This window comes from Pseudomonas ekonensis (assembly GCF_019145435.1).
Taxonomy (GTDB): Bacteria; Pseudomonadota; Gammaproteobacteria; order Pseudomonadales; family Pseudomonadaceae; genus Aquipseudomonas; species Aquipseudomonas ekonensis.
Genome location: NZ_JAHSTS010000001.1, coordinates 2,223,263 through 2,241,281 on the forward strand (window position 1 = coordinate 2,223,263; position 18,019 = coordinate 2,241,281).

Here is an 18,019-nt window from a genome sequence, read left to right on the forward strand (position 1 = left end):
GGCACCCTACAACTCCAAGAAAGTGAAGTGACCATGCACAAGGTACCGAAAACCCGCTTGGCGCTTGCCGCCGGGCTGTTTTTGACGAACCTGTCCCATGCCGCAGGTTTCATCGATGATAGCCATGCCGAACTGGTGTTACGCAACTTCTACTTCGACCGCAACTATCTGGGCCAGACCCCGCAAGCCGCGGCGCGTGAATGGGCGCAGGGCTTCATTCTCAACGCGACTTCAGGGTTCACAGAGGGGGCGGTCGGCTTCGGCCTGGACGCCAAGGGGATGCTGGGCGTCAAACTGGATTCATCCGCCGACCGTGTCGGCACCGGCCTGTTGCCGTTCGATTCGACCACTCGGGAACCGGCCGACAACTATTCCGAGCTGGGCTTGACGGGCAAGATGCGCATTTCGCGCACCGAGCTGCAAGGCGGCACGATCAGCACCTTCCTGCCGATTGCGTTCGCAAGTCCCGCGCGATTGTTGCCACAAACATTCCGCGGCACTTACCTGCGATCCAGCGATATCGACCGCCTGACCCTGCATGCCGGCTGGCTCGACCGGATTAATCTGCGTGACTCCACCGATTACCAGAAGATGAGCGTCGCTGCACCCAACGGCCGATTCAATGGTGCGGCGACTTCCGACCGCTTTATCTTTGTCGGGGGGGACTATGCCTGGTCAGATGCTTTGACTTTGCGTTACTACCACGCTGAACTGGATCAACTGTACCGAAAGGAATATTGGGGTTTCGAGGATGATCGCAAGTTGGGGCCAGGTCGTCTGAAGAGTGACTTTCGCCTGTTCATCACGGGTGAGGATGGCGCCGCCAAGGCCGGGCCGGTCGACAACCGCAACACGGCGCTGATGCTCGCTTACGCTTGGTCCAGCTACAGTCTTGGCTTCGGTTACATGCGCCTGGACGGCAGCACCGCGATGCCCTATCTGTACGGTACGGAACCTCGGGTGATCACCGAGGGTACGTTGAGTTCGGAATTCCTCAATCCCAAGGAACGGAGTTGGCAAGCCAGGTTCGACAAGGATTTCGCTCCGCTGGGAGTGCCAGGGCTTCGGGGCATGTTGCGCTATGTGCGTGGCGACAACATTGAGCTAATGCGATTTGGCGGGAATGGATTGAGCGAGAGCGAGAAGGACGCGGAGGTTTCTTACGTTGTGCAACAGGGGAGCTTCAAAGGCGTAGCGCTGCGCCTGCGCCATGCCTGGTATCGTAATGATTTCCTCGCTGGCGCTTCGCACCGAGATGACAATGAACTGCGAGTGAACGTGGATTACACGATCAATCTTTGGTAGATCGATTGTCTTGAACGTCCTGCACACCGGATTCAGGCTGTAGAGACGCTTCCAGTTTTTCCTGGATCAGTCTGGCTGTCTTTTGCAAAGCGCTCAGGTAGCGCTTTGCAGCCTGTTCGATCGACATCGCTTTTGCTACGTACACCAGATTCAGACAACCCAGTAAACGCTCACCGGCGAGTACAGGAACCGCGATCGACGCGATTCTCTCTTCGCGGTTCCAGGCCATGAAATTCTCGCCGTATCCCAAATGTCTGACTCTGCGCAACACGTTATCCAGTTGAGAAGGGCTTCGTGCCAACTGAAACTCCATGCCTTCACGTTCTGCCAGGAGAGCAACTATTTGCTCACGCTCGGCATCGCTACAGAACGCGAGGTAGGTCAATCCCGTCGCGGTTTGCAAAAGCGGCAAACGACGACCGATCATGGATCGGTGAAATGACAAGCGACTGAACCGATGCGTAGTTTCGCGCACCACCATTGCGTCGACGTCCAAGGTGCAGAGATCGGTTGGCCATACCACTTCCTGCAATAGCTCCGCGAGTAATGGCGCTGCAATGGCGCTGATCCATTGTTCATCGCGAAATCCTTCGCTCAGTTCGCGCACCTTCAGGGCAAGCCGGAAGCTGTCGTCGGACTCGCTGCGGCGAACATAACCTTCGTCTTGCAGGGTCTCCAACAGCCGGCGAACGGTGGTTCGGTGCAGTCCTGTGAGTTCGGCCAGGAGAGTCGGGCTGGCACCGCCATCCAACCGATTGAGGGCATTGAGCAAGGCAAGACCGCGGCTCAATCCGCGCACGGTCTTGTAATCGGAGCCGCGGTCTTTGTTCACAAAAAAATCCTTATTAATTATTGATGTGCACTTGGTGCACCGATGTGTTGTTTTTCATTGTAGGACAATCTTCGTGATTCTTATACTCGTTGAATCAAGCGCTTGACGCAGTGTTCTCCACTCCAAAAAGGCATCTCCTATGAATCGCAGACAAATCCTGCAGTCCATGGCTACTACCGCAACCGTCGCCGCGGTATCTGGATTGTCTCCAGCCGGCGCTCGTGCATCTGAAAGCACCCGGACAACGGGCGTATCTGCTCGAGAGAATCCCCGCCGCATTGATACACACCAGCATGTTGTTCCGCCGTTCTATGCGAAGTGGCTGGAGTCACGCGGGATTACCGCAGGCGGACTGCCCATTCCAGACTGGAGCGTAGAGGGCGCTCTGGACTTGATGGACAGCAACGGCATCGAAACCGGAATTCTCTCGGTCTCGACCCCGGGTGTGCATATCGGAAACGATGCAGAGGCTCGTGTGAAAGCTAAAGAGGTCAATGAGTTTTGTGCCGAGGTTGTTGACAAACATCCTGGACGATTTGGATTTTTCGCGACATTGACACTGCCCGATGTCGCAGGGGCAGTCGAACAAGCCGAGTATGCGTTGACGGCATTAAAGGCAGACGGCGTCGTTTTGTTGGCAAATGTACGGGGAACTTACCTCGGCGCGCCCGAGTGGGATCCACTGATGGAAACATTGAACCGTCATCGCGCCACGGTTTTCGTACACCCCTCAGAACTTCCAACCCCACCGGTCGACGGAATTCCCCCCTATGCCGCGGATTTTCTCCTCGACACCACTCGTGCGGCCTTGAACCTGGCCAAGCGCGGTTGTCTGGAGCGCTACCCCGAGCTGAAGATCATCTTGTCTCATGCGGGCGGGTTCCTTCCCTATGCTGCCGAGCGTATGGCACGTGTCTGCTCGGACGATGGCAGCACGGAACGAGGAATCGAGCGGTTGCGCAAGTTTTACTTTGATACGGCGCTGTCCAGCAGTCCATATGCCTTGCCGGCGCTGCTGGCATTCGCCAAGCCAGAGAACATAACCTTCGGCAGTGATTGGCCTTACGCCAACAAAGAGCGTTCAAGCCATTTTACCGGGCTGCTGGATACCTTCGACCTATCCGACTCCGAGCGCGTGGCCATTTGCCGGGCAAATGCTTTGCGTATGTTTCCTCGCTTGGTCTGAACCAACGGGCATACCCAGGGGCCTGTAAAGTTTGGCGGCGACTGCACTGGCCTGGCCGTTCGAGCAATGGCGATCACGCCTTGTTCGGGTGACCGACGCCGCTGAAGGACAGTTTTTCACAGATGAAGGTTCACTATTGGTTACAAACTGTGGCTAAAATGCCATCCATTCACCCAATGCCCCTGTACGGCATGGGCTCAAGGATGCGCCATCGGGACGCTGTTTTGTTTTCAGACCACTGCCGCAGGCCGCTGGCCGACGCCCTCGGGGCGCGCAGTTTGTTCACTTCTGACGTGTGACGATTTCCGTGAAACTCATCATTGCCGCTGTATATGTCATTTCCATTGCATACGTTCACCTGCGTGGCCGCGTGCGCCACAAGCTCGGCCGCCAGCTCAGCGACCACTCGACGTTTCTGGCGCCGGTCAACTGCTTCCTTTATCTGTTCTCCAAGATGCCCAACAAGCCTTACCTCAATCCGGCGGACTTTCCGGACCTGAGCCCGTTGCAGGCCCATTGGGAAGAAATCCGCGAGGAAGGTCAGAACCTTCTGCGCGCCGGTGAGATCAAGCGCTCGAACCAGTACGACGACGTCGGTTTCAACTCCTTCTTCAAGACCGGCTGGAAGCGCTTCTACCTGAAGTGGTACGGCGACAGCCACCCGTCGGCCATGAAACTGTGCCCACGCACCACAGAACTGGTGCAGAGCATCGGTTCGATCAAGGCGGCGATGTTCGCCGAGCTGCCGCCGGGCTCCAAACTGGTGCGCCACCGCGACCCGTACGCCGGTTCCTACCGCTATCACCTGGGCCTGGAAACGCCTAACGACGCCGGCTGCTACATCAACGTCGACGGCGAGAACTACCACTGGCGCGACGGCGAAGCGGTGATGTTCGACGAGACCTACATCCACTACGCCGAAAACACCACCGACCAGAACCGCATCATCCTGTTCTGCGACATCGAACGTCCGATGAAGTACCGCTGGGCGGCGGCGTTCAACAGCTGGTTCAGCCGCACCGTGATGTCGGCGGCCGGCGCGCCGAACGACGCGGGCGACCGCACCGGCGGGATCAACCGCCTGTTCACCAGGATCTACAAAGTGCGCCTGCGCGGCAAGGAACTGAAAAAACGCAACCGTGCGCGGTACTACATGGAAAAGTGGGCGATCTTCGGTGGTCTGCTGGCGATCTTCATTCTGATCTGAATTCGGTGGCGTTCTTGCGGACGTCATCGCGGGCAAGCCCGCTCCCACAGGTTCCGGGGCGTTCACTGATGTTGTGTTCGACACGAACCCGACACCACCCTCAACGGTAATCACGCCCTGTTACAGGTTACCCGTCCCTCACGGGTTAACAAATCCGAACCCTCGGCGTAGCGTGGACTCGAACGCTTCAGTCCACGCGCCCCGAGGTCGATCATGAACCGTTATCTGTCAGGCATCGCCGCCCTGATCCTCAGTGGCGGCCTGGCGCAGGCCGACGTCACTGCGCCGCCTAGCATGCCGTTGCTGGCCCAAAGCCCGACCGGCAACAGCAACAACCCCTACAACAGCCCGATCCGCCGGGCCAATCCCAACAGCATGCAGGGCACCCAACCCAATGTGCCCGCCCTGCAAGGGCCGAACACCGTGCCGGTGCCGCGTCCGCCCACCCTCGAAAACCGTGGCATCGGCAATGGGCAATCCTCGCGTCCGGCGCCCGGCGCTCCCCCCGTGTTCATTCCCAATCCTCCGATGCGGGACACCGGCAACAACCGTTGAACGACAAGCAAACAAAAGGAATCGTGCATGTTGCGTAAAACCCTGTTGGCCGGCCTCTGCGCCGGTGCATTGGCGAGTTTCACCCTCCCGGCGACCGCTGCGCCCGTGAAGGAACTGCAGAGCGAGCAGGGCACCCTGCAAGTCACCACCATTGCCCAAGGCCTGGAACACCCTTGGGCGCTGGCGTTCCTGCCGGACGGCCACGGCATGCTGGTGACCGAGCGTCCCGGCAACCTGCGGCGGGTGAGTGCGGACGGCAAGGTGTCTGCGCCGATCAGCGGCACGCCCAGCGTTTGGGCCAAGGGGCAGGGCGGGCTGCTGGACGTGGCGCTGTCGCCGTCGTTCAAGGAGGACCGGCTTGTGTACCTGTCCTACGCCGAGGGCGGCGGTGCCGGCGACAAAGCGGGAACGGCGGTCGGCCGTGGGCGTCTCTCGGGCGACATGACGACGCTGAATAACTTCCAGGTGATCTTCCGCCAAGAGCCCAAGCTGTCGGTCGGCAACCATTTCGGCTCGCGGCTGGTGTTCGACCGCGACGGCTTCCTGTTCATCACCCTGGGCGAAAACAATGACCGGCCGACCGCCCAGGACCTGGACAAGCTGCAAGGCAAGATCGTGCGGCTGTACCCGGACGGCAAGGTGCCGGACGACAATCCCTTCGTCGGTCAGTCCGGCGTGCGGCCGGAGATCTGGTCCTACGGCCACCGCAACCCGCAGGGCGCGGCGCTCAACCCGTGGAGCGGCACGTTGTGGGAAAACGAACACGGCCCGCGCGGGGGCGATGAGGTGAACATCATCGAACGCGGCAAGAACTACGGCTGGCCGCTGGCGACCCACGGCATCAACTACTCGATGCAGCCCATCCCGGAAGCCAAAGGCAAAACCGCCGAGGGCACGGTCGGTCCGCATCATGTCTGGGAGAAGTCACCGGGCGTGACTGGCCTGGCGTTCTACGACGCCGACCGCTTCAAGGCCTGGCAGCACAGCGCGTTCATCGGCGCGCTGGTGGGCCAGGCACTGATCCGCTTGCAGTTCGACGGCGACAGGGTGGTGCACGAAGAGCGCTTGCTGGGCGAGTTGAAACAGCGGATCCGCGACGTGCGGCAAGGGCCGGATGGCTACCTCTACGTGCTGACGGACGAAACGGACGGTTCGCTGTACAAGGTCGGCCTGAAATAGCCCCGCATCCTGTGGGAGCGGCGGTGCCCGCCATCGCCAGCAGGCTGGCTCCCACAGATTTTGAGTACGACACAGAGCCCCTGTGGGAGCGAGCCTGCTCGCGATGATGGCGGTGCATCTGGCATCGGTGTGTCAGAACAGCCGCCATCGCCAGCAGGCTGGCTCCTACAGGAATTTCGCACGACACATGCCATCCGGCATCACTCTTGGCGGGCAAACACCACCACCGCCGCCCGCAGCTTACCCCGGCCGAACCGGCTCATTTTCTCGAACTCGCCATGACTGACCGGCACATGCTGGCAGTCGATGGGCTGGCGATGCAGGCTGTGATCCACGTCCGGGTCGTGCAGGTAGACGAACTCCTCGTCGCAATCAGTGACGATCACCCAGTGCGGGGATTTGGAGCGGGTCAGGCGGTAGCTGCTGATCAGCACCAGAGGCTGCCCGCCGGCCTCCAGCAAACGGGGCAGGTCCAGTGCCGAGCCGACGGTCTGTTCGACATCGCTGTCGCGCAATTGCGCGATGAAGACCTCATGCACCAGGCGCATGACGTCCTTTTTATGCTCGCCACGCACCCCGTCGAGGAACAGCGGTCCGGCCATGCTCAGGTGCAGGCGCACCCGAAGGCCCCGGCGCCATGCCGCCAGCGCCAGCCCTTGCGGGCTGCAGCCGCCATGGCCGGACGTCATGAACACCGTGGTCGCCTCGCGCCATAGCTGCACTTCCTCCTGGCGCTCCAGCGGCCGTCCAGGCTGCAACGCCCCCATGGCCATCAGCAGGCAAGCCGGGCCGCAGGTGAATTCCGTGGTTTGCCGGTAATAGGGAACGTTGACGCTGCGAGTGTCGCGGTGCTGGAGGATGCGCTTTTCCAGGCGCAACGCGTCGGCATGGTCCTCGTAGTAATCGTGGATCAGCGCAAAGCGCCGGTAGCCGTTGCTTTCGTACAGCGCGATGGCCGCCGGGTTGTCGGTGCGCACTTCCAGCCGCAGGTAGGCGCAATCGTGCTCCAGCGCGCAAGCCTCGATGCGTTGCAGCAGTTGCCGGCCCAGCCCGACACCCCGTGCCGAGGCCGCGATGGCGATGGAATACAGCCGGGCCAGCGACGTGCCGCGATGAAACAGCACCAGCGCATACCCCGCCAATTGCCCGGCGTGCGTGGCCACCCACAGTTGCCCGTGGGCGCGGGTGATCATCCACTGAAAGCTGCGGGCAGTGAGCCGGTCCGTGGTGAAACATTGCGTCTCCAGCGCCATCAGCGCCGGCAGGTCTTCGGTTGTCGCCAGACGAAAGACAGGGTTCATATGACCACCGTAAAAGTTGCGTAACGAAACGGGACTTTCGAAAAACTTCGTGCTTAATAGAAATGGTCTTGTTCTCCAACGGATCGATTTCTATGTCAGCGGTACAGGGTCATTGGCGCGAAGTATCCGGGCAAAGTTTGCCGGCGGCAACTTATTTAAATCCGGTCGTTGCAACTTCCAGCCGGGTGCTGATCATTGTCGAGCGCAAGGAAGATTGGGCCTCTTACTTCCCCAGCGAAGACATCGTCACCGCCCAGGAATACCTGGAGCAAACCCCCGGCAGCGAGCCGGGCAAGCGGGTGCAGGTGATCAACCTGTGCCGCAGCTACAAGTACCTGGGGCACGGTTATTACTGCTTGCTGTTGGCCGAGGCCCGTGGGCACCGGGTCATCCCGTCGGTGAAGACCATCAGCGAACTGACGCGCAAGTCGCTCTACGGACTGGCGCTGGAAGACCTGGACAAAACCCTGGAAAGAGCCCTCAGCCATCATCTCTACAGCGATACGGAAGGGTTTACGCTGACGCTTTACTTTGGCCGTACGCATATCGAACCCTTGCAGGATCTGGCCCGCCAGTTGTTTGAAGTGTTTCCGTGTCCGATTCTGTTAGTTGAATTCAAGCGAACTAACGGTTGGCACATCGAGGGCATCAAGTCGGGGTCGCTGCATAAGTTGCGCGATGACCAGGAAGACCAGTTCGCCAATGCCCTGGATGGTTTCAGCCGTAAAGTCTGGCGCCTCCCGCGCTCCCGTCAGGTGGCCCGTTACGACCTGGCGATCCTGCACGATCCCCAGGAAGCGCTGCCGCCGTCCAACGCCCGGGCGCTGGCCAATTTCGTGCGGGTCGGCAAAGGCATGGGCATCGACGTGGAGCTGATCGAGCGCAAGGACTACGCGCGGCTGGCCGAATACGACGGCCTGTTGATCCGCGAGACCACCAGCGTCGACAACCACACCTACCGCTTCGCCAAGAAGGCCGAGAGCGAAGGGCTGGTGGTGATGGACGACCCGGCGTCGATCCTGCGCTGCACCAACAAGGTTTACCTGACCGACCTGCTCGGCAGCCATCAGCTGGGCATGCCCGCCACGGAAATCCTCTACAAGGAGCGACCGGAAGATTTCGAACGGGTCGGCGAGCGCCTCGGCTTTCCGCTGGTGCTGAAGATCCCCGACGGCTGCTTCTCCCGTGGCGTGATCAAGGTCGAAAGCCAGCAGGCGCTGCTGGAGGCCACCGCCGAACTGTTCGAGCATTCGGTGCTGTTGCTCGCCCAGGAGTTCTTCTACACCGAATACGACTGGCGCATCGGCGTGCTCAACCGCAAGCCGATCTTTGCCTGCCAGTACTTCATGTCCAAGGGCCATTGGCAGATCTACAACCACAAGGCCAAGGGCCAGGACGTCAACGGCGAATGCCGCACGCTGCCGATCCACGAAGCGCCGAGGGCGGTGGTGGAGCTGGCGGTGAAGACGGCCAACCTGATCGGCGACGGGCTCTACGGCGTCGACCTCAAGCAGGCCGGCGACAAGGTGGTGGTCATTGAAGTCAACGACAACCCGAACCTGGATGCAGGCATCGAAGACGCCTATCTGCAGGACGATCTGTATTCGCTGGTGCTGGAGGAGTTCGTGCGGCGCCTGGAACTCAAGCGTCGCGGCCAGGCCTGGTGACGCGCCGATGATCAGCGGTTTTGCGCTCGGCCATGGATCGTTGCACCGGGTCGAACGGCTCGACGCCGACGTCATGCTGTTCAGCGACCCCGACGCCGGCGAACGGGATCTGCTGCACAGCCACTTCAAGCTCGACGCTCATGCGTTGGCCTCGGCGCTGGACCCGGACGAGGTCTCGCGGATCGAGTTTCACCCGGACCATCTGTTCCTGATCTGGAAACGCCCGGAGAAGTACGCCGGCGGCGGCAGCCTGGCGTTCGAGGTGTCGTCCTGCGGCTTGCTGTTCTCGCCGGGGCAATTGCTGGTGATCGCCACCGACGACACGCCGCTGCACGGCCTGGGCACGGGGCGGCCGCTGAACTCGCCGCTGGACGTGCTGCTCGACCTGCTGTTCAACAACATCCATCACTACCTCGGGCATTTGAAGGTGATCAAACTGGTCGCCCGGGAGCTGCAACAGAAGTTCAACGCCTCGATGCAGAACCAGCACCTGATGCAGATGTTCAACCTCAGCGAAAGCCTGATCTATTACATCAATGCCCTGCACAGCAACGGCGCGGTGCTCACCCGGCTGCGCAACCACGCGGAAAAGCAGCACTTCGGCAGCGAAGCCCTCGGCCTGATCGACGACCTGATCATCGAAAACAACCAGTGCTACAAGCAGGCGGAAATCTACTCGACGGTATTTTCCGGACTGATCGATGCGCGGGGCAACCTGATGAACAACAGCACCAACAGCCTGCTGCGCAAGCTCACGCTGATCAACGTGGTGTTTCTGCCGCTCAACCTGATCGCGAGCATCGGCGGGATGTCCGAATTCAGCATGATGACCGCCGGCACGCCGTGGTGGGTGTCGTACCCGCTGTTTCTCGGGGCGATGGTGCTGGCGGCGGGGGGAATGCTGCTGGGGCTCAGGCGGTTGGCCGGGTGACGGTATCCGCCATTGACTTGTTCACCGGCCTCAGGCTAATTTCCAGCCCATGACCTGCACCGTACTGCTTCTTCAGCCGAGCATTATTATTACCGCCATTCCTCATCTGGCGGGCTAGCGCACGGCTGCAGCACCCAACCCGCCCTCGAGGCGGGTTTTTTCTTTCTGTCTCCGGGGCTCCAACCAATGTCAGGAGACGACCATGCGCCACAGCCCCGCCCAGCAAGCCCTGCTTGAACAGTATGTGAAAAGGATCCTCGCCGCGCCGGTCTACGAACTGGCGGTGCGCACGCCGTTGCAGGCCGCGCCGGCGTTGTCCGCAATGCTCGGCAACCGCATTCTGCTCAAGCGCGAGGACCTGCAGCCGACGTTCTCGTTCAAGATCCGCGGCGCCTACAACAGGCTGGTTCAACTGACCGACGAGCAAAAGGCCTGCGGCGTGATCACCGCGTCGGCCGGCAACCATGCCCAAGGCGTGGCGCTGGCCGCCCGCGAACTGGGGATCGCCGCCACCATCGTCATGCCGACCACCACACCCGAGCTGAAAGTGCTGGGGGTGCGCAGTCGCGGCGCCGAGGCCTTGCAGCACGGCGAGAGTTTTCCGTTCGCACTGGCCCATGCGCTGCAACTGGCCGAGCAGACCGGGCGCACCTTCGTCCCGCCGTTCGACGACCCGGACGTGATCGCCGGGCAGGGCACCGTGGCCATGGAGATCCTGCGGCAGCATCAAGGCGAACTGGATGCGATCTTCGTCCCGGTGGGCGGCGGCGGGTTGATCGCGGGCATCGCCGCTTACGTCAAATACCTGCGGCCCGAGGTGCGGATCATCGGCGTCGAGTCGGAACACTCGGCCTGCCTGAAAGCCGCGATGACGGCGGGGGAGCGGGTGGTGCTGCCCAGCGTCGGCACCTTCGCCGACGGCGTGGCCGTGGCACAGATCGGCGCCTACGGCTTTGAGGTCTGTCGGTTCTGCGTGGATGAGGTGGTCACCGTCAGCAACGACGAACTCTGCGCGGCGATCAAGAACATCTACGACGATACCCGCTCGATCACCGAACCTTCCGGCGCGCTGGCGGTGGCCGGGATCAAGCGGTATGTGGCCCAGACCGGCGCCCGGAACCGGACGTTCATCGCCATCGATTCCGGTGCCAACATCAACTTCGACAGCCTGCGCCACGTGGCGGAGCGCGTGGCGGCGTGCGGCTCAGCGGTGTGAGGTCATTCCGGGAGGGCAACGCCGACCTTGTCGGCGGCCGACCAGACGCGAAATCGCACTTCGACGTCGCTCGGCGCGTACACCACGATCGGCAGCTTGCTGTTGTAGCGCAGCAGGAAGCCGTCGCCGACCACCGGCACGAACGCGCGTTTCTTCTTGGATTCCGGCGGGCAGGCCATCAGGGTGCTCACCGGGCCGGAGACCTTCTCCAGGCGGTAGAACGGATAGCCCCAGCCTTCGAGGTTCTTTTCCTGCAGGCTGCCGCCCAGGTGCTGGCGGTTGCAGTCCACCTCCAGGGTCTTGCCGGCCATGATCTCGACCTTGAAGTTGTCTTCGTCGGCCTGTTGCGGCAGGTGGATGACCTGGCGGGTGAAACCGGCTTCAGCCTTGGGGTAGGGCGCCACGTCTTCGAGTTTGGCGGCGTGGGCGAAGGTGGACAGGCTGGCGACCATCAGGCCGGTGGCCGCGTAAGCGGTGAGGGATCCCATGTAAGCCTCCTGGCGGGTGTCGGATAAATTGGGCGGGCAGTTCTACCAGCGTAGGCGATGAATGCAAACCCCTGAAGTGTTGCAAAATGCGGTGCGCAAAGCGGGCAACCCTGCAATCTGCAACAGGCACAATGCTGGCCCGTGCCGCCAAGTGCCTGATTTCCCAAAGGGACGTCACTAACCGATGAAAGGCACGGTTTATGCGTCGTTCCGGTGCGGCGCACCGAGTTTGTGCGCCTACACTCCAATGGGCATTTCGCAGTACCGCCGCCTGAAGCCACCAAGGAACCAGTGGAGACACATCCGCACGGGTAAGCCTCAGCGGTCGACGTGAATACTTGATTGGCAGTCTCACAGTAAGGAGAGGGTTCGCCATGTTTCTGTCTGCCTTGGAACTACGCAACATCATCGAAAGCAGCTTTCTGCCGAAACGCTGCCAATGCACGCTGACCCCGGAACTGTCGATGACGGTGAAAGTGTTTGGCGACCACCAGACCGACCAGGTGGATCTGCTGGTCAGCGGCATCGACGCCAGCCACCTCAACGGCTGCCGCGAAATCAACGACCTGATCGCCGGCCTGCGTTCGGATCTGGCCCAGAGTACCGCCACACACCACTACACGCCCCGGTCGAAGGCCGGTTAGCTCACCGTCTCACTCAGTGAGACCGTCACGCGCCGGGCCTGAACAAAGCCGAGGCCCAGCGCGAACTCGACCAGCACCGCCAGCAGGATCGCGGGGCCCGCGTGGCCGTTGAGCCACTCGCCGAACCCCAGCACCGCCAGCCCGAAACACCCGACCGTGAAACCGTTGCCCAGCGCATGGCGCGTGGCCGACGGCGGCGCATTGCGCACCAGCCAGAACATCACCCCCAACGCCGCGAACAGTACCGCGCTGCGCCGGGCGACGAACCCTGCCGCGGGCGAGTAGTCGATGCTCCAGATCGCCAGCAGCCCGTCAGGCACAAAGCCCCAGACGATGGCCAGGAGAAAGCACAACAGGGCGGTGAAGGTCGACAACGTGCGGAACGACAACTGCATGGCGGATCCTTGCGGCAGTAGGAGGGAGCCCCGAGCATAACCGCCGGGGCCCTCGCTCGCCTACCGTCAGGCCGCAAATCAGAACGGTCTGTCAGTTCTGGAAACTGCACGCGTCAGACAATTTCCGGTAGCTGATTTCCTCGGGCTTGCCGTTGTTGTCGATGTACTTCATGTCGGCGGTGATCACCTTGCAGTCCTGGGTCGGCGGTTCGGTGAGCGACACCACTTTGGCCACGTGCAGCGGCATGCCGTACTGGTAGGGCACGGCCTTGGACGGCGCGGCGCTGTCGTTGGCCTGGGCGAGCCCGGCGAAGGCGGTGCAGGCGAGGGTGGTGGCGAGCAGAAGGGGACGCATGTTCATGGCGGGACTCCGGTGCGACGCAAGGGGCATTCGGCCAATGGCAGGCCGAACCAGCCGCACTGGGCGTCAGCGGACGGCTGAGGGCGTGCGGTTGGGTAGAGTCTTGGACCGTGGCGTTAAGCGACGGTTAAGCGGGCTGAATGGAGGCTGTCAGGGGGCGGGGCGATTTCTGAGGCAGGTGCGGAGCGTTCCTACAAGGGTGGATGCCTTGTCTGCTTTCGGGGGGTGGAGCAGGGCGGCTATCGTTTGGCGTCGCTGCAAAATCAGCGATTCAGGTTTGGTCGCCTGAAAATCCGATGCATGTGTGCCATTATTCGCGCCGCGGACATTTATGTCTTCGGAGTGCATTGCTGTGGCGGCTGTGTGCAGGGTCGCTTTCGGGCGAACCGGGTTGGTGATTCTCCGGTGACCAAACCTGTACACAGTCCGCCTCCCCACCGTTTGGTCACGGTGCTGGCGGTTACTTTCAGTTCATTTGAGTAATCACCATGCCGACACTTAATCCGCTTCCCAATCGTTATCACCGCCTCAACAGTTGCGTTACCGAAAGCGCCCCGATGGTCATCGACACCGAGGCCAACCCCAAAGACATTTTCGAAGCCGGCGTCCAGCGCGTCCGCGCCTGCAGCGACCTGCTCGAAACCCTGCATTGCCTCTGCTTCAAACACGCCGACGTCCAGGACATTCCCCACATCACCCATGCGTTGTACCTGCTGGCGCAGGACGGCAATGATTTGCTGCAGGTTGCGCAGCAGCGGATGCTGAACTGGCAGGCGCCTGCTTGAGCTTAAGGCTGCGGTAGAGGAGGGAGTCCGGCCAGACTCCCTTTTAGGCCATTTCAACAATCGCTAGTTGCAAGGCCCCATTTGCCCCGGTTCAGGCCATGCTGACGGTGGATGAAGGAGGAATCTGCGCGAGTCGCACGGACTCCTGGTTCTCACGATGCTCCGCCCAGCGGTCGATGTGCTGTTGCAGCTCGGGCAAATCGCTGCGGTCACCATAGACATCCGCCATGGTGAGTTTGGTTTTGCTCAATGAGGTCAGCTTGCGAAGCGTTTCCTCGACAGCCTCCAGCTCCTTCTTGTTGTGCTGGACGGCCTGTCGGATCGCGGTCTGGCGTTCCTGCAAATCCGACATGCTCGAGCGGCGTTGCATTGGCGTTGCACGATCCTGCGGACGCCCCTCGATGGTGCCTCCGGGGAACTCCGAATCGGCATCGCGTTGCCATTTCTGCAGCTCTGTGCGGTAGGTCTCCACTTCGAGTTTCAGGCGGTCGGACTCCGTGGTGCTGATGATGAAGCCGCCGGTGGTCTGGGTATCCTGCCAGCGCTTCAGGCTGGCCCAGCAGGCCGGGATGTAGCCGTCGAGCATCTTGTGGTCGGCACCGTTGGCGGCCTGGACCAGAAACTGGCTGCGGTCCGGCGTGTCGTTGTTTTTCATCTGCTTCATGCAGCGGGCCATGGCGGCTTCTTCGTAGCCTTCGCAGCTGGGCGTCCATAGGACAGAGGAGACGATGCGTCCAGGCAGTTGCAAGGGCATGAAGTAGCGTTGTTCGCCGTGGTGCCAGTAAGGCTTGCCGCCGAAACGCGTCAGGCCAGCCCCGAACACCAGGCCGCCAGCCACAGGCGTCAGCACGCCGGAAACCGTCGCCACCAGGCCTGTGATCCAGATGGGTTTCTTTGTGCTCATCCAGCCGGCGGGCACGCTCGGGACCGGATCGTTCTGGTTGACGATCCGGTGGTGCACCAGCCCGGTTGCGGACTCGACAAAATCTTTGTCGCCGGCCCGGGGAGCGCCGAACGTGTAGAGGATGACGTCGCTGGTGATTTCTCGGTGCAGCCATTCGGAGAGCAGCAACGCGATTGCACCGCCGAGGCTGTGGCCGCAGACGAGTATTTTTTGGTCGGTGCGGAAGCGAAGAACGTAACGCTCGATGAATGGACGCAATGCCATGAATGCTTCGTAGAAACCTTGGTGCGCTTTACCCGTTCCACCCTCAATCGGCACTTGTTTGGCATCGACATCTCGCCAGGCGTCCCAGCCTTCCGCTGTACCTCTCACGCCGATGAGAATTACCCGATCATCGTGGGTGGCATAGGCCTGGGTGTCGGTGTTTTTCCAGTCAGTGCTGCCTTGTCTCGAATCGTTGAAAAAGTGCACGCTCATTGGCGTTTCCGATTCTTCACCGGAGGAAGGGTCGTTTTGTGGGTAAAGCTCAGGGTCAAAAGGCACTATTTCCAAGCGCTTTGAATAGGGAACATCTTCGACCAGTGGGAACGATGGTTTCTTGGAGTCCGCGAAACTTGACGGCTCTTCGAAGCAAGCAAGGCAGGTATTCAGCACATGGCCAATGGTGCCGCGCTTGGGATAGGTGAACTCGAAATCTTTTTTGGGGGCTGCATCAGGTTTTTCTGGCGTCTGACCAAAAGCACCGTAGCTCAGTGTGGCGAGCAGCGACAATTGATACAAATTCAGCGCACTGAATTCCGGGGCCAAAGACAAAAGTGGTCTGAACGCGCGAAGGGCACGCACTTCGAGAACGTAATGTTTCTCTGGAAGTAGGCCCACTCCAAAACTTGGAACTTTGTCTCCAGCGAAGTCACGGGCGAGTTTGGCGCAACCTGCGGGCACTGGACTGGAAAGTTTGGCGGCAGGAGGCAGATGCTTGGTGAATTCGACAAGGTCGCGGACTTCGACGTTGTGATATTCGCCTTTTTCGGCCGAGGCGCGGTAAGCGCCTGTTTTGCCTGTGCTGCCGATTGGGCGTCTAAGTGTTTTCTCAGCGGCTACCTGAAGTTCTGTTACAGGTATTCTGTAATCCTTGCGTCTAGACAGGTCAGCATAAATAGTTTCACTTCCCTTGTACGGAGTAGATAGTGTCAATATTAACGGGCCACTGTAGGTTCCAGTTAATCGCGCGTAAGCTTCTCCATCCAAGGTGCCTTCGTACTTTGTGCCCTCCGAGTCAGTTAATACATAACTCAGACCTGCGTAGGGCTTGGCATCTCCGAATTCGTCGACTAAACGAAAGCTGATCCAGCCTCCTCGCAATGGGCATGTACGCCCTTGATCAGAAAGCAATGACTTTTCTTGGCTTTGCATAAAAATCCTTATTCATTACATCCCGGGTACACGGAGCACTCACGCCCATTTAGCTTGAATGTTTTAAACTGTGGTGGTGTAGCGCATAGCGCTTCACGACTAGATTCCTGGCGTCCAGAGCACGGCTTCCATCCACCGGGAACCTTGAGCCAATATCCTTCGTAATAGGGTTGTTCCTCAGGAGAGAGTCTGAATTCAACGTGAACTGACTTGCCCGCTAACTCGTTTCTTGCGAGTGCTCCCCCAGGCTTTCGGCGCTTGAAGTTGTCCTCTGCCAATTTCCATTCAGGGCCAGTAGCTTCACAGGATAGAATTTTTTCAACTTCCCCTTTTTTTATCTTTGCTGTGCTTATTTGGAAGTACCAAGCGCAGAGAGCACGTTGTTCTAAAACCTCAGGAGAGCGACTTTTCATATCTGCGTCGGTCATTTTTCTAATGGAAAGGCCACCCGCTGACTCCAAGTCTCGGTCCAATGATCCTGTTCCGTATCTGGCGCTCACCTCGTAGCTAACGCGCGTAAGCTCCATTGAACAATCAGCGATGTGGAATTCCAGCGGAATGTCTGTGGAGACTGTTTGCTGAATGTCTTTGGCATCAGTTGTATTCGACTTTTGTTGCTGGCGCGTAACATTTCCACCGAGGCCTGGGCTGTAGGTCTCGCATTTTTCACCACTTTTAGGCGAGTAACTGGCTTTGGATGTGAAACCAAATTTCGAAGGAATCGTGGCAACTAATGTGAAGTGCTCCTGGCTGTAGTAGCTGGTAGCTCCTTCAGCAGAGTCCTTCGCAATCTGTCCCGCAAAGCTGCATGCACCTATCAATGGCAGAGCAAGGAAGAACACGGCTTGGACACCGCATGAAAAATACTTGCTAGTCATGAACTACTCCCAGTTCAACACAATTAGGATAGATGGTGCACTTGCGTTTGTTCATTTTGAAGGTTCTGAAGTTTCTAGTGTCTCCACGGCAGAACCCGTAGGGATCGCTGGGCCCATTTCCGAGACACGGTTTCCAACCCTCTGGGACCTTTTGCCATGTATCGCCGACTGCTGGACGTTCTTCATTTGAAAGGTGAAATTCGATTTTTACCGTTGTGCTCGCTAGTTTATTTCTGTCAATGGCGGCCCTAGGCTTGCGACGCTCATATTTTTTGGAAGGGGCCGACCAGTTGTCATCTGATGCATTACAAGAGAGAATTTTTTCTACCTCACCTAGCTTTGCTTTGGACTTGCTAATTTGGAATAGCCATGAGCACAAGCCTTTTTGTTCGACAACAGTCGGCTCTTTCTTTGATACGGTGTTGACCGTTGAAGATCTGACAGAAAGCCCACCCGCGATATCCAGGCCATGATCCCACGCATCAGGTCCATACGTAGCGTTTACTTCATAGATTACGCGGGACAACTCCATGGAGCAGTCTGCGATATGGAACTCCAATGGAATATCTGTAGATACCGTCTGCTCTACGTCCTTGGCGACGGTCGTGTGTGATCTCTGTTGCTGCCGGGTAACTGACCCGCCCAACCCAGGGCTGTACATTTGGCAACTTTCACCTGCTTTTGGCGAATACTGGGCTTTTGACGTAAAGCCGAATTTGGCAGGCAAAGTGGCAACCAGCGTGAAGTGCTCCCACGAGTAGTAACTCACGCT

At 59.7% G+C, this 18,019-nt stretch carries 17 protein-coding genes and 1 pseudogene; 10 read left to right on the forward strand and 8 right to left on the reverse strand.

Going from position 1 to position 18,019, the window contains the following annotated elements; all coding sequences use genetic code 11:
• Positions 1–33: 33 nt before the first annotated feature.
• Entirely contained in the window at positions 34–1,305 is a 1,272-nt protein-coding gene (locus tag KVG96_RS09870; protein ID WP_217891856.1) for an OprD family porin, read from the forward strand.
• On the opposite strand, the gene KVG96_RS09875 is transcribed toward KVG96_RS09870, so the two are convergent.
• Complete coding sequence (locus KVG96_RS09875) at positions 1,292–2,137, reverse strand: DNA-binding transcriptional regulator (protein ID WP_217891857.1); 846 nt, start codon at positions 2,135–2,137, stop codon at positions 1,292–1,294. The genes KVG96_RS09870 and KVG96_RS09875 overlap by 14 nt on opposite strands.
• A gap of 139 nt (positions 2,138–2,276) precedes the next feature.
• Here KVG96_RS09875 and KVG96_RS09880 point away from each other — a divergent pair, with 139 nt between their 5' ends.
• The 4 genes from KVG96_RS09880 to KVG96_RS09895 all read left to right on the forward strand — a co-directional run bounded on the left by KVG96_RS09880 (position 2,277) and on the right by KVG96_RS09895 (position 6,264).
• A complete protein-coding gene (locus KVG96_RS09880) occupies positions 2,277–3,323 on the forward strand; it encodes an amidohydrolase family protein (protein ID WP_225927236.1) in 1,047 nt (348 codons plus the stop codon).
• A 307-nt stretch (positions 3,324–3,630) separates the two neighbouring features.
• On the forward strand, positions 3,631–4,530 hold the full coding sequence (gene lpxO, locus KVG96_RS09885) for a lipid A hydroxylase LpxO (protein ID WP_217891858.1): 900 nt from the start codon (positions 3,631–3,633) through the stop codon (positions 4,528–4,530).
• A gap of 213 nt (positions 4,531–4,743) precedes the next feature.
• Positions 4,744–5,085, forward strand: coding sequence for a hypothetical protein (locus tag KVG96_RS09890; RefSeq protein WP_217891859.1), 342 nt, complete (start codon positions 4,744–4,746; stop codon positions 5,083–5,085).
• A gap of 27 nt (positions 5,086–5,112) precedes the next feature.
• Complete coding sequence (locus KVG96_RS09895) at positions 5,113–6,264, forward strand: PQQ-dependent sugar dehydrogenase (protein ID WP_217891860.1); 1,152 nt, start codon at positions 5,113–5,115, stop codon at positions 6,262–6,264.
• Between the two features lie 200 nt (positions 6,265–6,464).
• Here the strand turns inward: KVG96_RS09895 and KVG96_RS09900 are convergent, their stop codons facing one another.
• Positions 6,465–7,565: a peptidase C39 family protein gene (locus tag KVG96_RS09900; RefSeq protein WP_217891861.1), complete on the reverse strand. Its 1,101-nt coding sequence runs from the start codon at positions 7,563–7,565 to the stop codon at positions 6,465–6,467.
• Positions 7,566–7,657: 92 nt separating this feature from the next.
• Between KVG96_RS09900 and KVG96_RS09905 the strand changes: the two genes are divergently transcribed.
• From KVG96_RS09905 to ilvA, 3 genes and pseudogenes are all read left to right on the forward strand, one after another.
• Complete coding sequence (locus tag KVG96_RS09905) at positions 7,658–9,232, forward strand: RimK family ATP-grasp domain-containing protein (RefSeq protein ID WP_225927237.1); 1,575 nt, start codon at positions 7,658–7,660, stop codon at positions 9,230–9,232.
• Between the two features lie 7 nt (positions 9,233–9,239).
• The gene (locus tag KVG96_RS09910) at positions 9,240–10,163 is read left to right on the forward strand and encodes a magnesium transporter CorA family protein (RefSeq protein WP_217891862.1); all 924 of its coding nucleotides are present in this window, start codon (positions 9,240–9,242) and stop codon (positions 10,161–10,163) included.
• Positions 10,164–10,365: 202 nt separating this feature from the next.
• Positions 10,366–11,352: pseudogene (ilvA, locus tag KVG96_RS09915) on the forward strand (threonine ammonia-lyase, biosynthetic); the annotation flags it as partial.
• 29 nt (positions 11,353–11,381) lie between these two features.
• On the opposite strand, the gene eco reads toward ilvA, so the two are convergent.
• Complete coding sequence (eco, locus tag KVG96_RS09920; RefSeq protein ID WP_217891864.1) at positions 11,382–11,867, reverse strand: serine protease inhibitor ecotin; 486 nt, start codon at positions 11,865–11,867, stop codon at positions 11,382–11,384.
• A gap of 374 nt (positions 11,868–12,241) precedes the next feature.
• Between eco and KVG96_RS09925 the strand changes: the two genes are divergently transcribed.
• On the forward strand, positions 12,242–12,511 hold the full coding sequence (locus tag KVG96_RS09925; protein WP_217891865.1) for a DUF1652 domain-containing protein: 270 nt from the start codon (positions 12,242–12,244) through the stop codon (positions 12,509–12,511).
• Here KVG96_RS09925 and KVG96_RS09930 read toward each other — a convergent pair.
• Positions 12,508–12,906: a hypothetical protein gene (locus KVG96_RS09930; RefSeq protein WP_217891866.1), complete on the reverse strand. Its 399-nt coding sequence runs from the start codon at positions 12,904–12,906 to the stop codon at positions 12,508–12,510. The two genes, KVG96_RS09925 and KVG96_RS09930, sit on opposite strands and share 4 nt — an antisense overlap.
• A 91-nt stretch (positions 12,907–12,997) precedes the next feature.
• The gene (locus KVG96_RS09935; RefSeq protein ID WP_217891867.1) at positions 12,998–13,267 is read right to left on the reverse strand and encodes a DUF2790 domain-containing protein; all 270 of its coding nucleotides are present in this window, start codon (positions 13,265–13,267) and stop codon (positions 12,998–13,000) included.
• Between the two features lie 488 nt (positions 13,268–13,755).
• Here KVG96_RS09935 and KVG96_RS09940 point away from each other — a divergent pair, with 488 nt between their 5' ends.
• Positions 13,756–14,052 (forward strand): hypothetical protein, encoded by a 297-nt coding sequence (locus KVG96_RS09940; protein ID WP_217891868.1) that lies wholly within the window; start codon positions 13,756–13,758, stop codon positions 14,050–14,052.
• Positions 14,053–14,143: 91 nt separating this feature from the next.
• Here KVG96_RS09940 and KVG96_RS09945 read toward each other — a convergent pair whose 3' ends face one another.
• Genes KVG96_RS09945 through KVG96_RS09955 form a run of 3 tightly spaced genes read right to left on the reverse strand, consistent with a single transcriptional unit; the run spans position 14,144 to position 18,016 of the window.
• Positions 14,144–16,369, reverse strand: a complete 2,226-nt coding sequence (locus tag KVG96_RS09945; RefSeq protein ID WP_217891869.1) for a lipase family protein — start codon at positions 16,367–16,369, stop codon at positions 14,144–14,146.
• 8 nt (positions 16,370–16,377) lie between these two features.
• Positions 16,378–17,247 (reverse strand): hypothetical protein, encoded by an 870-nt coding sequence (locus KVG96_RS09950; protein WP_217891870.1) that lies wholly within the window; start codon positions 17,245–17,247, stop codon positions 16,378–16,380.
• Entirely contained in the window at positions 17,240–18,016 is a 777-nt protein-coding gene (locus tag KVG96_RS09955) for a hypothetical protein (RefSeq protein ID WP_367617477.1), read from the reverse strand. The genes KVG96_RS09950 and KVG96_RS09955 overlap by 8 nt, the downstream gene beginning before the upstream one ends.
• Positions 18,017–18,019 lie beyond the last annotated feature (3 nt).